At 67.8% G+C, this 15,609-nt stretch carries 14 protein-coding genes; 4 read left to right on the forward strand and 10 right to left on the reverse strand.

The features are described from left to right. Window positions 1-27 precede the first annotated feature (27 nt). Genes BM031_RS10830 through wrbA form a run of 6 tightly spaced genes read right to left on the reverse strand, consistent with a single transcriptional unit; the run spans window position 28 to window position 6,506 of the window. The gene (locus BM031_RS10830) at window positions 28-1,098 is read right to left on the reverse strand and encodes a lipocalin-like domain-containing protein (RefSeq protein WP_091874583.1); all 1,071 of its coding nucleotides are present in this window, start codon (window positions 1,096-1,098) and stop codon (window positions 28-30) included. Beyond that, window positions 1,098-3,668: an FtsX-like permease family protein gene (locus BM031_RS10835; RefSeq protein ID WP_091874584.1), complete on the reverse strand. Its 2,571-nt coding sequence runs from the start codon at window positions 3,666-3,668 to the stop codon at window positions 1,098-1,100. The genes BM031_RS10830 and BM031_RS10835 overlap by 1 nt, the downstream gene beginning before the upstream one ends. Beyond that, window positions 3,656-4,081 carry a DUF4124 domain-containing protein gene (locus BM031_RS10840; protein WP_091874585.1) on the reverse strand — a complete coding sequence of 142 codons (426 nt, stop codon included), beginning with the start codon at window positions 4,079-4,081 and terminating at the stop codon, window positions 3,656-3,658. The genes BM031_RS10835 and BM031_RS10840 overlap by 13 nt, the downstream gene beginning before the upstream one ends. A 13-nt stretch (window positions 4,082-4,094) precedes the next feature. Further along, on the reverse strand, window positions 4,095-5,504 hold the full coding sequence (locus BM031_RS10845) for an FAD-binding oxidoreductase (RefSeq protein WP_091874586.1): 1,410 nt from the start codon (window positions 5,502-5,504) through the stop codon (window positions 4,095-4,097). Then, the gene (locus tag BM031_RS10850; RefSeq protein WP_091874587.1) at window positions 5,497-5,898 is read right to left on the reverse strand and encodes a DUF2069 domain-containing protein; all 402 of its coding nucleotides are present in this window, start codon (window positions 5,896-5,898) and stop codon (window positions 5,497-5,499) included. The genes BM031_RS10845 and BM031_RS10850 overlap by 8 nt, the downstream gene beginning before the upstream one ends. Next, the gene (gene wrbA, locus BM031_RS10855; RefSeq protein WP_091874588.1) at window positions 5,895-6,506 is read right to left on the reverse strand and encodes an NAD(P)H:quinone oxidoreductase; all 612 of its coding nucleotides are present in this window, start codon (window positions 6,504-6,506) and stop codon (window positions 5,895-5,897) included. The genes BM031_RS10850 and wrbA overlap by 4 nt, the downstream gene beginning before the upstream one ends. A gap of 64 nt (window positions 6,507-6,570) precedes the next feature. Between wrbA and BM031_RS10860 the strand changes: the two genes are divergently transcribed. Beyond that, window positions 6,571-7,920, forward strand: coding sequence for a YihY family inner membrane protein (locus BM031_RS10860; RefSeq protein ID WP_370660047.1), 1,350 nt, complete (start codon window positions 6,571-6,573; stop codon window positions 7,918-7,920). A gap of 143 nt (window positions 7,921-8,063) precedes the next feature. Then, entirely contained in the window at window positions 8,064-8,405 is a 342-nt protein-coding gene (locus BM031_RS10865; protein WP_177207711.1) for a YciI family protein, read from the forward strand. A 421-nt stretch (window positions 8,406-8,826) separates the two neighbouring features. On the opposite strand, the gene BM031_RS10875 is transcribed toward BM031_RS10865, so the two are convergent. Genes BM031_RS10875 through BM031_RS10885 form a run of 3 tightly spaced genes read right to left on the reverse strand, consistent with a single transcriptional unit; the run spans window position 8,827 to window position 11,268 of the window. After that, window positions 8,827-9,132, reverse strand: a complete 306-nt coding sequence (locus BM031_RS10875; RefSeq protein WP_091874590.1) for an Mpo1-like protein — start codon at window positions 9,130-9,132, stop codon at window positions 8,827-8,829. Window positions 9,133-9,146: 14 nt separating this feature from the next. Further along, window positions 9,147-9,956 carry an alpha/beta fold hydrolase gene (locus tag BM031_RS10880; RefSeq protein WP_091874591.1) on the reverse strand — a complete coding sequence of 270 codons (810 nt, stop codon included), beginning with the start codon at window positions 9,954-9,956 and terminating at the stop codon, window positions 9,147-9,149. A 1-nt stretch (window position 9,957) separates the two neighbouring features. Further along, the gene (locus BM031_RS10885) at window positions 9,958-11,268 is read right to left on the reverse strand and encodes an O-acetylhomoserine aminocarboxypropyltransferase (protein WP_091874641.1); all 1,311 of its coding nucleotides are present in this window, start codon (window positions 11,266-11,268) and stop codon (window positions 9,958-9,960) included. A 183-nt stretch (window positions 11,269-11,451) separates the two neighbouring features. Between BM031_RS10885 and BM031_RS10890 the strand changes: the two genes are divergently transcribed. Then, window positions 11,452-11,904, forward strand: a complete 453-nt coding sequence (locus tag BM031_RS10890; protein WP_091874592.1) for a CBS domain-containing protein — start codon at window positions 11,452-11,454, stop codon at window positions 11,902-11,904. 42 nt (window positions 11,905-11,946) lie between these two features. Here BM031_RS10890 and BM031_RS10895 read toward each other — a convergent pair whose 3' ends face one another. Further along, window positions 11,947-14,223 carry a putative bifunctional diguanylate cyclase/phosphodiesterase gene (locus tag BM031_RS10895; protein WP_091874593.1) on the reverse strand — a complete coding sequence of 759 codons (2,277 nt, stop codon included), beginning with the start codon at window positions 14,221-14,223 and terminating at the stop codon, window positions 11,947-11,949. Between the two features lie 206 nt (window positions 14,224-14,429). Between BM031_RS10895 and aroC the strand changes: the two genes are divergently transcribed. Then, window positions 14,430-15,524 (forward strand): chorismate synthase, encoded by a 1,095-nt coding sequence (gene aroC / locus BM031_RS10900; RefSeq protein ID WP_091874594.1) that lies wholly within the window; start codon window positions 14,430-14,432, stop codon window positions 15,522-15,524. The last annotated feature ends 85 nt before the right edge of the window (window positions 15,525-15,609 follow it).

Below are 15,609 nucleotides of genomic sequence, written 5' to 3' on the forward strand. Positions count from 1 at the left end.
TGCGTGTTCTACGTAATGGTCATTCGGTCAAAGCTTCATCGGGCGTACATAGCCCGTCATTTCCAGGTAGCCGCGGCCCAGGCGCTTGCCATCGCGGCTGACCGTGACCGCGCCCTCCCAATACACGGCGCCGGTGGAGCGGCGCGAATCGAGCTCCTGGTCCTGCTGCAGGGGAGTGAGCTGCCAGCGCAGCGGGCCGGTCGCCACGTCCTGGGCGACCGGGTACTCGGCATCGGTACGCGGCGAGGTCCAGCGCGCTGTCGGGGTAAAACTCACCTGGTCCGGCGCGTAGCGGGTGACCTTGCCCGCGGCGTCGCGAAGGCTGGCATGCGCCCATAGTTTACCACCTTGCTTGTTGCGGATCTGGAAAGCCATCAGCGCGCCGCCATTATCCAGGTTCACGCCGATCCAGTCCCAGCCGGTGGCCTCCGGCTGCAGGGCTTCGCTCGACCATTCGTGGTCGAGCCAGGCGCTGCCCGTCACCGCCACCGCCGCGCTGCCGGTGCGTCCCACGTTGCCGCTGACGGTCAGCTGCGGCTCGCTGTAGTAGTGGCTGGCGTGCTGCGGGCTGGCGCCCTTGCGCGAGTAGCCGCCTTCGCCCTGCACCAGCACTGGCTGGGTGGGCTGCAGGCGCAGTTCCAGCGTCAGTTCATTCGAGCGGATCGTGACGCGGTAGCTGCCCGAGCTTTCGCGCACCATGCGCCAGTCGTCGAGCTTCAGGTCGGTGTTGCCGGTGCGCGCCCAGGCCAAACCAAAACCCTCGCGCGCACTGCGCTGGTCGTGCACCAGGCGCCCCACTTCCGGGTCGGACAGGGCGGCGTGGCCGATCACCAGCTGGCGCGGCGCGAAGGCGCTCGGGTTCTTCGGATCGTGCTCGGTGCGGCTGCGAAAAAAGGTGACCTGGAAGCCGAGCGGTTTTTTATCGGGCGTTTCGACCCAGCCGGTGACGTACCACCACTCGGTACGGAATTCCGGGTGGGCGCCGTAGTCGCGCGGGAACGAGAGCGCGCTGCCCGGCGTCACCGGCGCGAACACCGGCGCTTCCGCGCGGCAGCACAGGCAGAACAACATCAACAAGCCGAACAGCGCAGCGCGCATTACCAATCCTCCCTGACCGCGCGTACCGGACCACCCGACAGCGCATAGCGTCCCGACACCAGCGCCGTCGCGACCGACGCCGCCACCAGTACGGCGGCGACGCTCCCCAGCAAGCTCCACGGAAGGTGCAGCTGCATCGTCCAGTGGAAGGACTGGGGATTGACAACATAAACCAGGATGAGGCTGATGACCAGCCCCAATACGAATCCGCAGGCCACGCCGAGCAAGGTGAGGAAGCCGCCCTCGAAGGCGAGGATCTTCAATACCTGGCCGCGCGTGACCCCGACATGGCGCAGCATGCCGAACTCCTTCGAGCGCGACAGCGTTTGCGCCGAGAAGCTCGCGGCCACGCCGGACAGGCCGATGGCGATCGCGATTGCTTCCAGCAGGTAGGTGACGGCGAAGCTGCGGTCGAAGATTTTCAGGCTCATGGCGCGGATCTGGCCGGCCGACATGGTCTGCAGCGCGCGCCCGAAGGGCAGGGCGCGCACCGACTGCTCGAGCTGTTCCACGCTGTTGCCGCGCGCCGCGAACAGGGCGGCGTCGGTCACCTCGGCTTCGCCAGTCAGGGCGCGGTAGTCCGACAGCCGGATGACGACCGAGCCGGCCTGGTTGGCATAGTCGCGCCAGGCGCCGGCGACAAAGAAATCGGCCTGGCCGCCGCCCAGCGGCAGGCGCAAGCTGGCGCCGACGCGCGCGCCGTACAGGTCGAGCAGGGCTTCGGACACCCAGGCCGGGCGCGCGCCAGGCGGCACCGGCGCGGCCTCGCCGACCAGGAACAGCAGCTTGCCGGGATCGCGCGCATCGATGTCGCGCGCGATGACGACCACGTTGGGGCGCTCGGGCGCCAGCGACACGGGACGGGTGCGCAGGAAGTGGGCTTGCGCCACGCCAGGCAGGGCGGCCAGCGCGGCCTGCTGCTGCGGCGAGAGGAAGCCGGTATTGCCGCCGGCGGCAGTGCGGATGTACAGGTCGGCCGGCAGGATATGGCCCATCCACTCATCCACCGACACCCGGAAGCTCGACACCATGATGCCCATCGCGACCATCAGGCTGAAACTGGCCAGCACGCCGCCCAGCGCAATCGAGGCCTGTCCCGGCGCATTGGCCAGACGCGACAGGGCGAGTACCAGCACCGGCGGGCCTTGGTGCATGCGCAGGACCAGCATCTCCATGCGGCGGAAGGCGAGCGCCGCCAGGCGCGGCATCAGGCCGATGCCGCCGACCAGCAGCAGCGCGATCGCCAGGTAGCCGAACAAGGGCAATTCGAATACCGGCGGCGCCATGGCCAGGCCAACTGCCAGCACCAGGCATACGATGGAGGGCCAGACCCGGCCCAGGCGCGCCAGGGCCGCTTCGTCGGCGCCCGACTTGATGGCCACCGCCGGGCGCGCACGCGCCGCTTCCAGCGCCGGCGCCAGGCAGCCGAGCAGGGCCACCCCGAGGCCGAGCGTGAAGAACACCGCCGCCGCCACCGGCGTGAACTGGACCTGCGGCCGGATGCCGGGGAAGTAGCCGGCGCCCAGGTCGCCGCCGAAGAAATACAGCGCCGCCGCAGCCAGCGCGTAACCGCCCGCGACGCCGAGCAGGGCCCCAAGCACGCCCAGGCTGGCGCCTTCCAGCAGCACCTGGCGCAGCAGCTGGCCGCGTTCCAGTCCCAGCACGCGCAGCAGCGCGAACTGGCTGCGCCGCCGCATCACCGACAGCGCCTGGGTCGAGAACACCAGGAAGGCGCCGGTGAACAGGGCCACCAGCGCCAGCACGGTCAGGTTGACGCGGTAGGCCCGGCTCAGGTTGGCGTTGCGCTCTTCCTGGTCGCTGTCGGCCGGCTGGCGCACGGCGAAGCGGCCCGGATAGGCTTGCTCCAGCTGGGAGGTGAGCGTGCGCAGGAAGGCGGCGCGGTCGACGCCGTCGCGCAGCTTCAGGTCCACCCGCGATAGTTGCCCCGTTCGCTGGAAGCGCCACTGCATGGCGCCGATGTCCATCACCGCGATGCGCTGCCCGGCGCGCGCACGCTGCACCGGCCCAAGCACGCGCAAGGGCACGTCCGCGGTGCCGGCGCGCAGCACCAGCGCGTCCCCAATACGCTTGCCGAGCCAGGCTTGCGCGGCCGGCGACAGGAAGATGCCGTCATCGGACAGCACGTCCGTCATGCGGCCATCCTGCGGCGCGCCGGTGAGGTCGGGCGAGATGAAGCCGGCGCGGAAGGCGTCGATGCCGAGGATGCGCAGCGAGCCTTGTGTGCCGGAGATGCCGGAGATGCCGGCCGACAGTTCCAGCACGGGCGAGGCCACGACCACCTGCGGGTTTGCGGCCAGCACCGGGTAGATCGCTTCGTCGAACAGCGGTTCGCGGCCCACCACCTGCACGTCGGCCTGGCCGGACAGGCTCTTGACTGCGGCCGAGAACTCGTTGAAGGCGGCCGCGTTGATCAGGTGGATGGCGAAGCCCATGGCCACGCCCACCGCGATGGCCGCCACCGCCAGCAGCGCGCGCACGGGATGGGCGCGCCACTCGCCCAGCAGCAGCCAGCGCGAGAGGGTCGTCAGGCGCAGGTTCAGGCCGGGCATTCCATCGCCAGCACTTCGGCCTGGCGCCTCGCTTTCAGGCGCGCGCGCTCGGCCTCGTCCTTGCCAGCGCGCGCGCTGTCTTCGTCGAGCCACTTGCGCTGCAGGCGCAGCTTGTCGCAGTGGCGGCGCTGGACGAGCGCCGCGCGCTCGGCTCGCTGCTGCTCGCGCGCCGCCTGCTGGTCGCACCGGGCGCGTTCGTCCTCGATTTCCTGCAGCAGCGCGCGCTGGCGCGCCAGCCGTTCCACCACCTCGGGCGCGGGCGCCGCTACCGGCACCGCCAGCGCGACGGCCGCGGCGCCGCAGGGCCGGTCGTGGTAGCTGACGGTGCCGGCGTCGACGCATTTGTAGATCGTGCCTGCCGTGGCCGCGTGGCACAGCAGGCAAAGAATTGCCGTGAAAGCTTGCTTCAACATGGAAGGCCCCTGGTCACAAAATTTTGCCAGGGTTCATAATGCCGAGCGGGTCCAGTGCGGCTTTGATGGCACGCATCATGTCCAGTTCCACGGCCGGCTTGTAGCGCGCCAGCTCGTCGCGCTTGAGGGCGCCGATGCCGTGTTCGGCCGAGATCGATCCGGAGAAGGCGGCCACGCTGTCGTGCACGATGCGCTTGACCGCCTCCTGGTGGGCCAGGAAGCTGCCATGGCCCACGCCCGGCGGCGGCGCGACGTTGTAGTGCAGGTTGCCGTCGCCCAAATGACCAAAGCACACGACCTGGCAGGCCGGGAAGGCCGCCTGCAGTGCGGCATCGGTGCATTCGATAAAGTCGGGGATGCGCGAGACCGGCAGCGAGATGTCGTGCTTGATGTTCTTGCCGGCCGCCGCCTGGGCCAGCGGAATGTGTTCGCGCATCTTCCACAGGCCGATCGACTGGCTGACCGAGGCGGCGACCACGGCGTCTTGCGCAACGCCACCGTCGATCGCGTCGCCAACGGCGGACTCGAGCAGGTCGGCGGCGTGGTCGCCCGATTCGCTGCTGGAGAGCTCGACCAGCGCGTACTGCGGGTAGTGGGCGGCGAAGGGCCGCGGCAGGTCGGGGAAATGGCTGGCCACGAGGCGCAGGCAGAAATCCGACATCAGTTCATAGCCGGTGAGCGCGGCGCCGCAGCGTTCCTGCAGCAAGCCCAGCAGGGTCAGCGCACTGCGCGGCGAATCCAGCGCGACCAGGGCGGTGAGGGCGGCCTTCGGTTGCGGATACAGCTTGAGCACCGCTGCGGTGATGACGCCCAGCGTGCCTTCCGCGCCGATGAACAGTTCGCGCAGTGCGTAGCCGGTATTGTCCTTGCGCAGCCCGCGCAATCCATCCCACACCTGGCCCTGGGCGGTGACGACTTCCAGGCCCAGGCAGAGCTCGCGGGTGTTCCCATAGCGCAGCACGGCCGTGCCGCCGGCGTTGGACGACAGGTTGCCGCCGATGGTGCAACTGCCTTCGCTGGCCAGCGACAGCGGGAACAGCATGCCGGCTTGCAGCGCCGCCTGCTGGATGTCGTACAGGATGCAGCCGGCCTCGACCGTCATGGTCCGGTTGGCCGGGTCGATGGCGCGGATGCGGTCCAGGCGCCGCAGCGACAGCACGATGGCCGTGCCGCTGGCGTCGGGCACGCTTCCCAGCACCAGGCCGGTTCGCCCCCCCTGCGGCACGATGGGCACGCGCGCCGCGGCGCAGGCATCGACGATGGCGGCGACCTGATGCGTGTCCGCAGGCAGCACCACCGCCAGCGCCCGCCCGGTGAAGCGGCCGCGCCAGTCGGTCAGGTAGGGCGCCATCTCGGGGGCGTCCGTGACCAGGTGCGCCGCGCCGACCACGGCGCGCAGCCTGGCGAGCAGCGAATCAGTCATGCGGTACTTTGACCTTGTCGAGCAATTCCTTGGCCAGGCGCTTGGCTTCCCGTTTATAGGGATGCAGGAACAGCAGCGCGCAGGCAAAATACACCAGCACCAGGATCACTTCGCCGAGCGCCATCGCGCGCGAGGCCTGCGAGGTGTCGGCCCAGGCGCGTACCACGCCTTCGGCGAAATACACCAGTATGACCATCGACGACCATTGCAGCGTGTACAGGTCGCGCTTGATTACGCCGCGCAGCGGCAGCAGCAAGGGCAGCGCCTTGAGCGCGAGCAGCGACCCGCCCGGGTGCAGCGGCGCCACGAACACTTCCCAGGCAATCAGCCAGCCGATCAGCCAGATCAGGCTTGCGATGGCGCCGGCGTGAAAGACTTTTGCGGTATCCATCATTGCATTCCGTGCAGTTTGACCGCGGCGGTGGCCAGGCGTTTGCCCAGCGCGATCGCGAGGACGCGTTCGTCCTCGGTGAGCGCGCGCTTGCCGTCGGCGCCTGCCCAGTGCGAGGCGCCGTAGGGGCTGCCGCCGCTGGCGGTGTTCATGAGTTCGGGGTGCGAATAAGGCAGGCCCATGATGACCATTCCGTGGTGCAACAACGGTATCATCATGCTCAGCAGGGTCGATTCCTGGCCGCCGTGCAGGCTGCCGGTGGAGGTGAACACGACGGCGGGCTTGCCCGACAGCGTGCCGTTGACCCAGTCGGCGGCGGTCCCGTCGAGGAAGTACTTGACGGCCGAGGCCATGTTGCCGAAGCGGGTAGGGGAGCCGAGCGCCAGACCGGCGCACTCCTGCAGGTCGGCGAGCTCGACGTAGGGCGCGCCATCGGGCGGGATGGCGGGCGCGGTGGCTTCGGCCACGGTGGACACCGCCGGCACGGTGCGCAGGCGCGCCTCGGCCCCCGGCACGCTTTCGATGCCCTGGGCGACGAGTTCCGCCAGTTTCCGGGTGGCGCCGTGGCGCGAATAGTAGAGCACGAGGAGGGTCAGGTTGGTCTGCTTCATCGTTGGTATTATAGGGCGCTTTGCCCAAATGACATGCCTTTCACCGGGCAAATCGTAAGAACCCATGCTTTCAAAAACCGTACACACCCTGTCGCGCACCTCGTCGAGCATGCTGGCCCTCGGCGTGGACCGTGCGCGCGGCCTGACCCTGGGCGAAGCGCGCGACCTGGTGCGCTTCGCCCGGCGCCGCCTGCGCGAGGAAAAGCTGCCGCAAGTAGCCGGCAGCCTGACCTTCACCACCACGCTGGCCCTGGTGCCGCTGCTGACCATCGTGCTGGCCATCCTCACCACCTTCCCGGTCTTCGGCCAGCTGCGCACGGCGCTCGACACCTGGTTCGTCCAGACCCTGATGCCCAAGGCCATCGCCAACACCATCAGCGCCAACCTGACCCAGTTCGCCAGCAAGGCCAAGGGCCTGTCCCTGCTCGGCGCGGTGCTGCTGCTGCTGACCACCACCACCATGATGGGCATGATCGAACGCGCCTTCAACCAGATCTGGGGCGTACGCCGCCCGCGGCCCTGGTCGCAGCGGGTGCTGGTGTACTGGGCGCTGGTCTCGCTGGGGCCGATCATGTTCGGCCTGTCGCTCTCGGCCACCGGCCAGCTGTTCAGCGCCACCGGCGGGCTGGTCAAGTCGGTGCCGGTGCTCGGGGTGGTGTTCTATACGCTGGTGTCGGTCGCCCTGACCACCGGCGCCTACACGCTGCTCTACATGGCGGTGCCGAACCGCCGCGTCTACTGGCGCGACGCGCTGTGGGGCGGGCTGGCGGCGGCGATCGCGTTCGAGGTCGCCAAGCGCCTGTTCGCGCTCTTCATCCGCCAGTTCCCGACCTACGCCATCATCTATGGCGCGCTGGCGGCGCTGCCGCTGTTCCTGGTCTGGATGTATGTCTCATGGCTGGTCACGCTGGTGGGCGCGGTGCTGGCCGCCGCGCTGCCGGTGGTGAAGTACGAACGCTGGAACTACCAGCCCAGCCCCGGCAGCGCCTTCGTGGACGCCATGGCCGTGCTCAAGGTGCTGCACGGCAGCTCGCAAGCGACCGGCACGGCGCTGGTCTCGAGCGCCGCGATCCGCGCCCATACCCGCATCGGCTACGACGAAATGACGATGCTGCTGGAAAAAATGGTGACCGCCGGCTGGGTCGGCCGGGTGCAGGACGACGTACCCGCCGGCGTGCGCTGGGGTCGCGGCGCGCGCGAAAGCGTCGACAACTGGGTCCTGCTGGCCGATCCAGGCACCGTCCGGCTGGCCGACGTCTATCGCCTGTTCGTGTTCGACGCAAGCGGCGCCGATGAACCGGTCCCCGCCACGCCGCTCGCGCTGGATACGGCGGCGCTGGCAAAGCAGGTCGAGAGCGCGGTGGAGCAGGGCCTGGAGCAAACGCTGGCGGAACACTTCGCAACCGAAACCTAAACCAACTTCGGGGTCAGGTCTGACAATCGGACACGGCCTCGACTGTAGAAGCAAGAAAATGCATTTCCGGGCCCGGTTAAGGCTGAGCTTGTGTCCAGATGTCAGACCTGACCCCGAAGTTTTTATTGATAGGAGTTCACGCAATGACAAAGTTCCTGATTTCGTTTCCTGCGAATGCGATGCAGGTTGCCGACGAGGACATGGCGGCGGTGGGAGAGGCGTCGCGCGAGGTGATCCGGCAAGCCAAGGCGGCGGGGGTGTATGTGTTTGGCGGTGGCCTCAATAGCGAGGTGGCGTCGGTGATGGTGGCGGCTGATGGGGCCTGTACCAGCGAAGCGTACCCGCAAACCAGGGAGCTCGATGGCGGGTTCTGTGTGCTTGAGCTGCCTTCGAGGGAGGCGGCCATCCACTGGGCCTCCAGGCTTGCGGCGGCCTGCCGCTGCCGGCAGGAGCTTCGCGAGTTCTACCATGACCCCGAGAGCTGACCGGGGCGGGCCCGGCTTTTTCCATGCGTGGACGTGGCAGTTCTCCCCATCGACACAGGCCGGGCGGACCAGCATGATCAGGTCGTATGCCGTCGCCGCCGGCATGCTCTGCCTGGCGGGATGCTACTTCCCGAACGACCGGAGTTTCTCTGCCTATGCCCAGGCGCTGGTCAAGCCTGGCATGCCCCTGGACACGGCAGTTGCTGGTTTCCAGCGTGACGGGTTCATCTGCGACCGGATGGCGCCGACGCCCTCCAGGACGTGTTCCAGGAGGCGGCAGCTGCCCTTGCCGGCGGCGTGCATGGAGCGGGTCAACATACACGCATCGGAACAGCGTCGTGTCGAGCGTGTAGAGGTGCCAGCAATCGCATGTACGGGCTTGTAGGCCGCGCGAGGTGATTGCCCCCATCCGCAACGCGGCTTACCAGCTCAGTTTGCCACTCAGCATCTGCCAGTACATCACCCAGTCCGCCCGGAACGACAACCACGGCTGGGAAAACGATGCCGGCCGGTTCTTTTCGTAGAAGAAGTGCCCGATCCACGCGCCGCCGTAGCCGCTGACCACGGCGAACAGCAGCCACCAGGCGTTGAGGCTGTCGATGTATTGGGCGATCGAGGCGATCGCCGAGGAGGTGCCGATGAAGTGGGCGCGGCGGCAGCGCCGGTCGGCATGCTGGGTAAGGTAGTAGGGATAGAACTCCGCAAAACTCGCATACCGGGCCGTCATGGCGTCTCCTCTGGCTACTTGATGGTGGCGGCAAATCCCGCCAGGGCGTCGAGCACCGCATCGGGCGCTTCGGCCATCATCTGGTGGCCGGCGTCCACGATGGTGATTTTGCCATGGGCGATCGCGCCAGTCAGCAGTTTCGTCGAACGCGGCGGCGTCATCATGTCCTTGTTGCCGAACACGAACAGCACCGGGCAGCGCACCGCGGCGGCGGCGGCCTCGCCCCCGGCGTAGCTGTTGCAGGCGGCAAAGTCGGTGTGGAACAGGCCGTCCGGGTTGCGCGCCGACATGCGCTGCATCAGGCGCCGCGCGCCGCCCATCACCGAAAAGCCCGGCCCCGGGCAGGACGGCTTCTGCGCGATCGACGAGTGCGACCAGATATTGACCATGTCGATCGCCGCCGCTTCGTCGGTGCGCGAGGTCTCGAGCAGCGCGTCCGAGACTTTCATCGGGTAGGTGCTGCCGACCAGCGCCAGCCCGATCACCGGTTCCGGCGCGCGCCGGCTCGCTTCCAGCGCGATCAGCGAACCCATGCTGTGGCCGGCCAGGATGGCGCGCTGCACGTCTGCTGCCTTCATGAGTTCCAGCAGCCAGTCGGCCATGGCTTCCACGGTTGCCAGCGCCGGCCCGCTGCTGCGGCCATGGCCCGGCAGGTCGACCGCCAGCACTGAATAGCCATGGTGGGCCATGTAGCGGCTTTGCAGGGCCCACACCGAATGGTCGTTCTGGGCGCCGTGGATGAAGACGAAAGTCGGCAGTGATGGGTCGAAGGCCTTGCCGCCGGTATAGGCGTAGGCGGTGGCGCCGTTGATCTCGAGCTGCATCTCAGGCTCCCTTCTGGGCCAGCTTCAGGCCGCGCTTGAGGTCGTCGATCAGGTCGTCCGCGTCTTCCAGGCCCACCGACAGGCGCATGGTCCCCTCCGTGATACCGGTGGCCGCCAGCTGCTCGGCCGGCACCCGGAAATGGGTGGTCGATGCGGGATGGATCACCAGCGACTTGGCGTCGCCCACATTGGCCAGGTGCGAGAACACTTCCAGGCCGTCCGCAAAGCGGCGCCCGGCGGCGCGGTCGCCCTTGAGGTTGAAGGTGAACACGGCGCCGCAGCCCTTCGGCAGCAGCGTCTTGGCCAGCGCGTGGTCCGGGTGCGAGGCCAATTCCGGGTAGGACACCGAATCGACCGCCGGATGCGACAGCAGGAAGTCCACCACGCGGCGCGTATTGGCGACGTGGCGGTCCATGCGCAGGCCGAGCGTTTCGACGCCCTGCAGGATGGCGAAGGCGTTGTGCGGGCTCATGGCCGCGCCAAAGTCGCGCAGGCCTTCGCGGCGCGCGCGCAGCGCGAACGGGGCCACGGTGGATTCCTCGGCGAACACCATGCCGTGCAAGCCCGCGTAGGGCTCGCACAGTTCCGCGAAGCGCCCGCTGCGTGCATGCGCCGCGTCCCAGTCGAAGGTGCCGCCGTCCACCAGCAGGCCGCCGATGGCGGTGCCGTGCCCGCACAGGAACTTGGTCGCCGAGTGGAACAGCAGATCGGCGCCGAGGTCAAACGGGCGCTGCAGGTACGGGGTGGTGAAGGTCGCGTCGACCATCAGCGGCAGGTCGTGTTCGTGGGCGAGGACGGCGATGGCCGGGATGTCGAGCACATCCAGTCCCGGGTTGCCGAGCGTCTCGCCGAACAGCACTTTGGTGGTCGGGCGGATCGCGGCGCGCCAGGCGTCGATGTCGCGCGGGTCCACAAACGTGGTCTCGATGCCGAAGCGGCGCAGCGTGTAGTGCAGCAGGTTGTGCGAGCCGCCATACAGCGCGCGCGAAGCGACGATGTGGCTGCCGGCGCCGGCGATGGTCGCCAGGCCCAGGTGCATCGCGGCCTGGCCGCTGGCGGTGGCGATGCCGGCCACGCCGCCTTCGAGGGCGGCGATGCGTTCTTCCAGCACCGCATTGGTCGGGTTCGAGATGCGCGAATACACGTGGCCGGCGCGTTCCATGTTGAACAGGGACGCGGCGTGATCCGAATCGCGGAACGCGAACGAGGACGTGAAATGGATCGGCGTGGCGCGCGCGCCGGTGGCCGGATCGGGCGCGCTGCCGGCGTGCAGGGCCAGGGTGTCGAAACCGGGGTAGCGGGGACCGCTCATCTTGATCACTCATCCACAAAAACACGATGGGCGGCATCGTAGCATTGATTTATGCCTGCGCAACAACGCACCATCCCTGAATTGGTGCAATGCTGGATTTTTTGGCGGGCATCAGCTACAGTCGGCGTTATGCGTTATACAAATATTCCAGGAATGACCAATCAACCGGACGGGGTGGCCAATATGAAAGTCTCCGAGATCCTGCAGGTGAAGGGCGAAATCCTTTATACCGTCACTCCCGACATGCCGCTGATGCAGGCGGCAGCCACCATGGCCGAGAAGGACATCGGTTCGCTGGTGGTCATGGAGTTCGGCGACCTGGTCGGCATGCTGACCTTCCGCGAAGTGATCAAGGAGCTGCACGCGCAGGGCGGCGCCATCGGCAACGGCACCGTGCGCAAGGTGATGGACGACAGCCCGATCACCGTCACCCCCGACACCGAAGTCAACGAGGTGCGCCGCATCATGCTCGAGAAGCACGCGCGCTACCTGCCGGTGATGAACGCCCGCACCCTGCTGGGCGTGATCTCGTTCTACGACGTGGCCAAGGCGGTGCTCGAGGCGCAGCAGTTCGAGAATCGGATGCTCAAGGCGTATATCCGCGATTGGCCGGCCGAGCAGGCCGCAGAAGATTGAGTTGATTGACGCGGTGGGCTGCGAAGCTGCCCACCTTACGCATTACGCCGCTTCGATCAGCGCCTGGTTCCCCAGCCACTCCAGCAGCGCCTCCGGCGTCAAGGGCCGCGAGAACAGGAAGCCCTGCGCCAGCGGGCAGCCGAGCGTACGCAGGATGTGCGCCTGGCGTTCATCCTCGACCCCTTCCGCGATCACCGACAGTCCCAGGTTGCGGCCCAGCTGGATCACCATCTCGGCGATGCTGCTGCCGCGCGCCGAGCCGGTGATCTCGGTAACAAACGTGCGGTCGATCTTGAGCCGGTCCACCTGCAGGCGCTGCAAGTGCGACAGCGACGAGAAGCCGGTGCCGAAATCGTCGATCGCGATCGACACCCCGGTGCGCTTGACCTGGGCCAGCTTTTCCACCAGCAGCGCCGGCTCTTCCATCGCCATCGATTCGGTGATTTCCAGTTCCACGTATTCGGGCGGCGCGCGGGTGTCGTCCAGCGCGCGGCGCAGCATGTCGACGAAATGCGGGTGACGGAACTGCACCTGCGAGACGTTGACGGACATCGTGAACTCGCGGTGTCCGGCCGCGCGCAGGCGCACCAGTTCCGCGCAGGCCTGGCGCAGCACCCATTCGCCGATGTCGACGATCAGGCCGGAGTATTCGGCGATCGGGATGAAGCGGTCCGGCCCGACCAGGCGCCCGTCCTCGGTGCGCCAGCGCAGCAGCGCCTCGGCGCCGAAGGCGCGGTTGTTGGCCAGGTCCACCTGCGGCTGGTAGGCCAGGAACAGTTCGCCGCGCTGGAAGCCGCTGCGCAGCGCGTGCATCATGCGCACCCGCTCGCGGATCTCCACCCCCATGCTGCGCGAGAAGTAGAAGTGGCCGGCGCGCTGCTGCGATTTGGCGCGCTTGAGCGCGATGTCGGCGTCCTTGAGCGCGTCGGCGCCGCTGCCGTCGTGTTCGGGCAGGCGCACCAGGCCGAGCGTGGCCGACACCTGCACGTCCTGGCCGTCGATGTGGAAGCTCTCGCGGAACAGCGCCTGGATCGGCGCCGGCTGCACCGCATCGGCGTTGCCCAGCACGCAGAAGATGTCGCCGCCGATCCGCGCCACTTCCAGCTTCGGGTCCAGGCGCGACTTCAGGCGCCGGCCTACCGCCACCAGCAGCAGGTCGCCGAAGTGGTGCCCGAGGGCGTCGTTGGTCTCGGCGAAGTGATCCAGGTCGATCAGCGCCAGTGTGGCCGAGGCGCGCTGCGGACCGGCCAGCAGCGCGTCGATCAGTTCCACCAGGCGGGTGCGGTTGGGCAGGCCGGTGAGCTGGTCGCGGAAAGCGGCCTGGTTCAGGTGCGTGACCAGTTCCACGTTGTCCAGGCCCACCGCAACCACGCTGGTGAAGACCTTCAGCAGGCGGCGCTCGATGTCGCCGATGCTGCGGGCGAACGGAATGCAGGCGGCGAAATCACGGCCGGCCTTGCCGGGAAAGTGCAGCGCCAGCCAGCCATCGACTTCGGTGCAGCTGCGCTCGCGCAGGGCGCGCCCGACCGCGCCGGCCAGCAGCGCATGGCGCTGCGGGCTCAGTTCCCCACCCTCGAGGTGGCAGTGCTCGCCGGCCGCGGCAACCACGTGCAGCACGTCCGGCCGGCCCTGGCCGCTCTCGCGCACGCACAGCACGCCGGCGGGCCGCTGGCCGAGCAGGGTGGCCACCTGGCGCAGCACGCCCTGGGCGACGTCGCGCACCCCGTGCAGGGTCATCAGCTGGGTACCGGCGGTGAGGATATGTTCGAGGCCGGAGCGGCTGGCATCGAGGGCGCACAATTGCTGGTAGGAGCGCACGGCGGCGGCGACGGCCGTATACAGCTTGGTGCGGGTCAGTTCCGACTTGGTGCGGTAATCGTTGATGTCGTAGCCGCGGATGGCGTCGAGCTCCGGCGCGTAGCCGGGCTGGCCGGTGCGCAGGATAATGCGCACCGCGTGCATGCCCAGCTCTTCGCGGATCTGGCGCACCAGCTGCAGGCCGGCGTCGGGACGCTCCATTACCACGTCGAGCAGGATCACGGCGATATCCGGCTCGCGCTCCAGCATGGCGCGCGCTTCGAGCGCCGTGTAGGCGTGCAGGAATTCCAGCGGACGGCCCTGCATCTCGACGTTTTTCAGGGCGAAAATCGTGGTGGAATGCACGTCGGCGTCGTCGTCCACCACCAGCACCCGCCAGTTCAGGCCGGGGACTGCGTCACCGGCGGGCTGTGCCGCGTCGGTCTCGTCCACGAACATCAACTCGTCGCGGTCGAGTCTTGCTTCCGTTAGTGTGCCTGTGGGCGTCATCGAGGCAGGCATGCGCTACATCTCCGGTGTGGCTGGTCGTTTGATGAGACCAGTATATATGCAATTGGCAATATGAAAGCCCGAAAAACTGGCAGATACAACAAATTTATGTCCTTAGGGAAACTTCCTTTGTGGTAAAGCGACAGCGAGAGACCCGCCATCGCCTTGTCGGCCGGGCTGGTAGAATGACAAATCCACTATTTCTACACAGACCTATCATGTCCGGCAACTCCTTCGGCAAGCTGTTCTCTGTTACCACGTTCGGCGAGTCGCATGGCCCGGCCATCGGCTGCGTCATCGACGGCTGCCCTCCCGGCATGATCCTGTCCGAAGCCGACATCCAGCCCGAACTTGACCGCCGCAAGCCGGGCACCTCGCGCCACGTCACGCAGCGCCAGGAAGCCGACCGTGTGCAGATCCTGTCGGGGGTGTACCAGGGCGTGACGACCGGTACCCCGATTGCCCTCCTGATCCAGAACGAAGACCAGCGCAGCAAGGACTACGGCAACATCGTCGAGACCTTCCGTCCCGGCCACGCCGACTACACCTACTGGCACAAGTACGGCGTGCGCGACCCGCGCGGCGGCGGCCGATCGTCGGCGCGCCTGACGGCGCCCGTGGTGGGGGCGGGCGCGGTGGCGAAAAAATGGCTGCGCGAGCAGTACGGCACCGAGTTCTTCGGCTGCATGCGCCAGCTCGGAGACATCGATGTGCCGTTCCAGTCCTTCGAGCACGTACATGCGAACCCGTTCTTCGCCGCGAGCGCGGACGCAGCGCTGCTGGCGCGCATGGAAGCGGCGATGGACGAGCTGCGCCGCGCCGGCGACTCGATCGGCGCGCGCATCGACGTGGTGGCGCGCGGCGTGCCGGTCGGCTGGGGCCAGCCGATCTACGACAAGCTCGACGCCGATATCGCCTACGCGATGATGGGCATCAACGCGGTCAAGGGCGTGGAAATCGGGGCCGGCTTCGCGTCGGTGGCGCAGAAGGGCTCGGAGCACGGCGACGAGCTCACCCCCGAAGGCTTCGTCGGCAACAACGCCGGCGGGGTACTGGGCGGGATCTCGACCGGGCAGGACGTGACGGTGTCGATCGCCATCAAGCCGACCTCCTCGATCCGCACGCCGCGGCGCTCGATCGACAAGGACGGCACTCCGGTGATGGTCGAGACCTTCGGGCGGCACGACCCGTGCGTGGGGATCCGAGCGACGCCGATTGCGGAAGCGATGCTGGCCCTGGTGCTGATCGACCACGCGCTGATGCATCGGGCGCAGTGCGGGGATGTGAAGGTGGGGACGCCGAAGCTGGGGTGAGAGTTTGTTTGTGATCGACGACTGGTCGAAGTCGAGACCGCGGACCATCACCCACCTTTAACCAACGTCGTCCCGGTCAATTTCC

The organism is Massilia yuzhufengensis (assembly GCF_900112225.1).
In the GTDB taxonomy this organism is placed as follows: Bacteria; Pseudomonadota; Gammaproteobacteria; order Burkholderiales; family Burkholderiaceae_D; genus Telluria; species Telluria yuzhufengensis.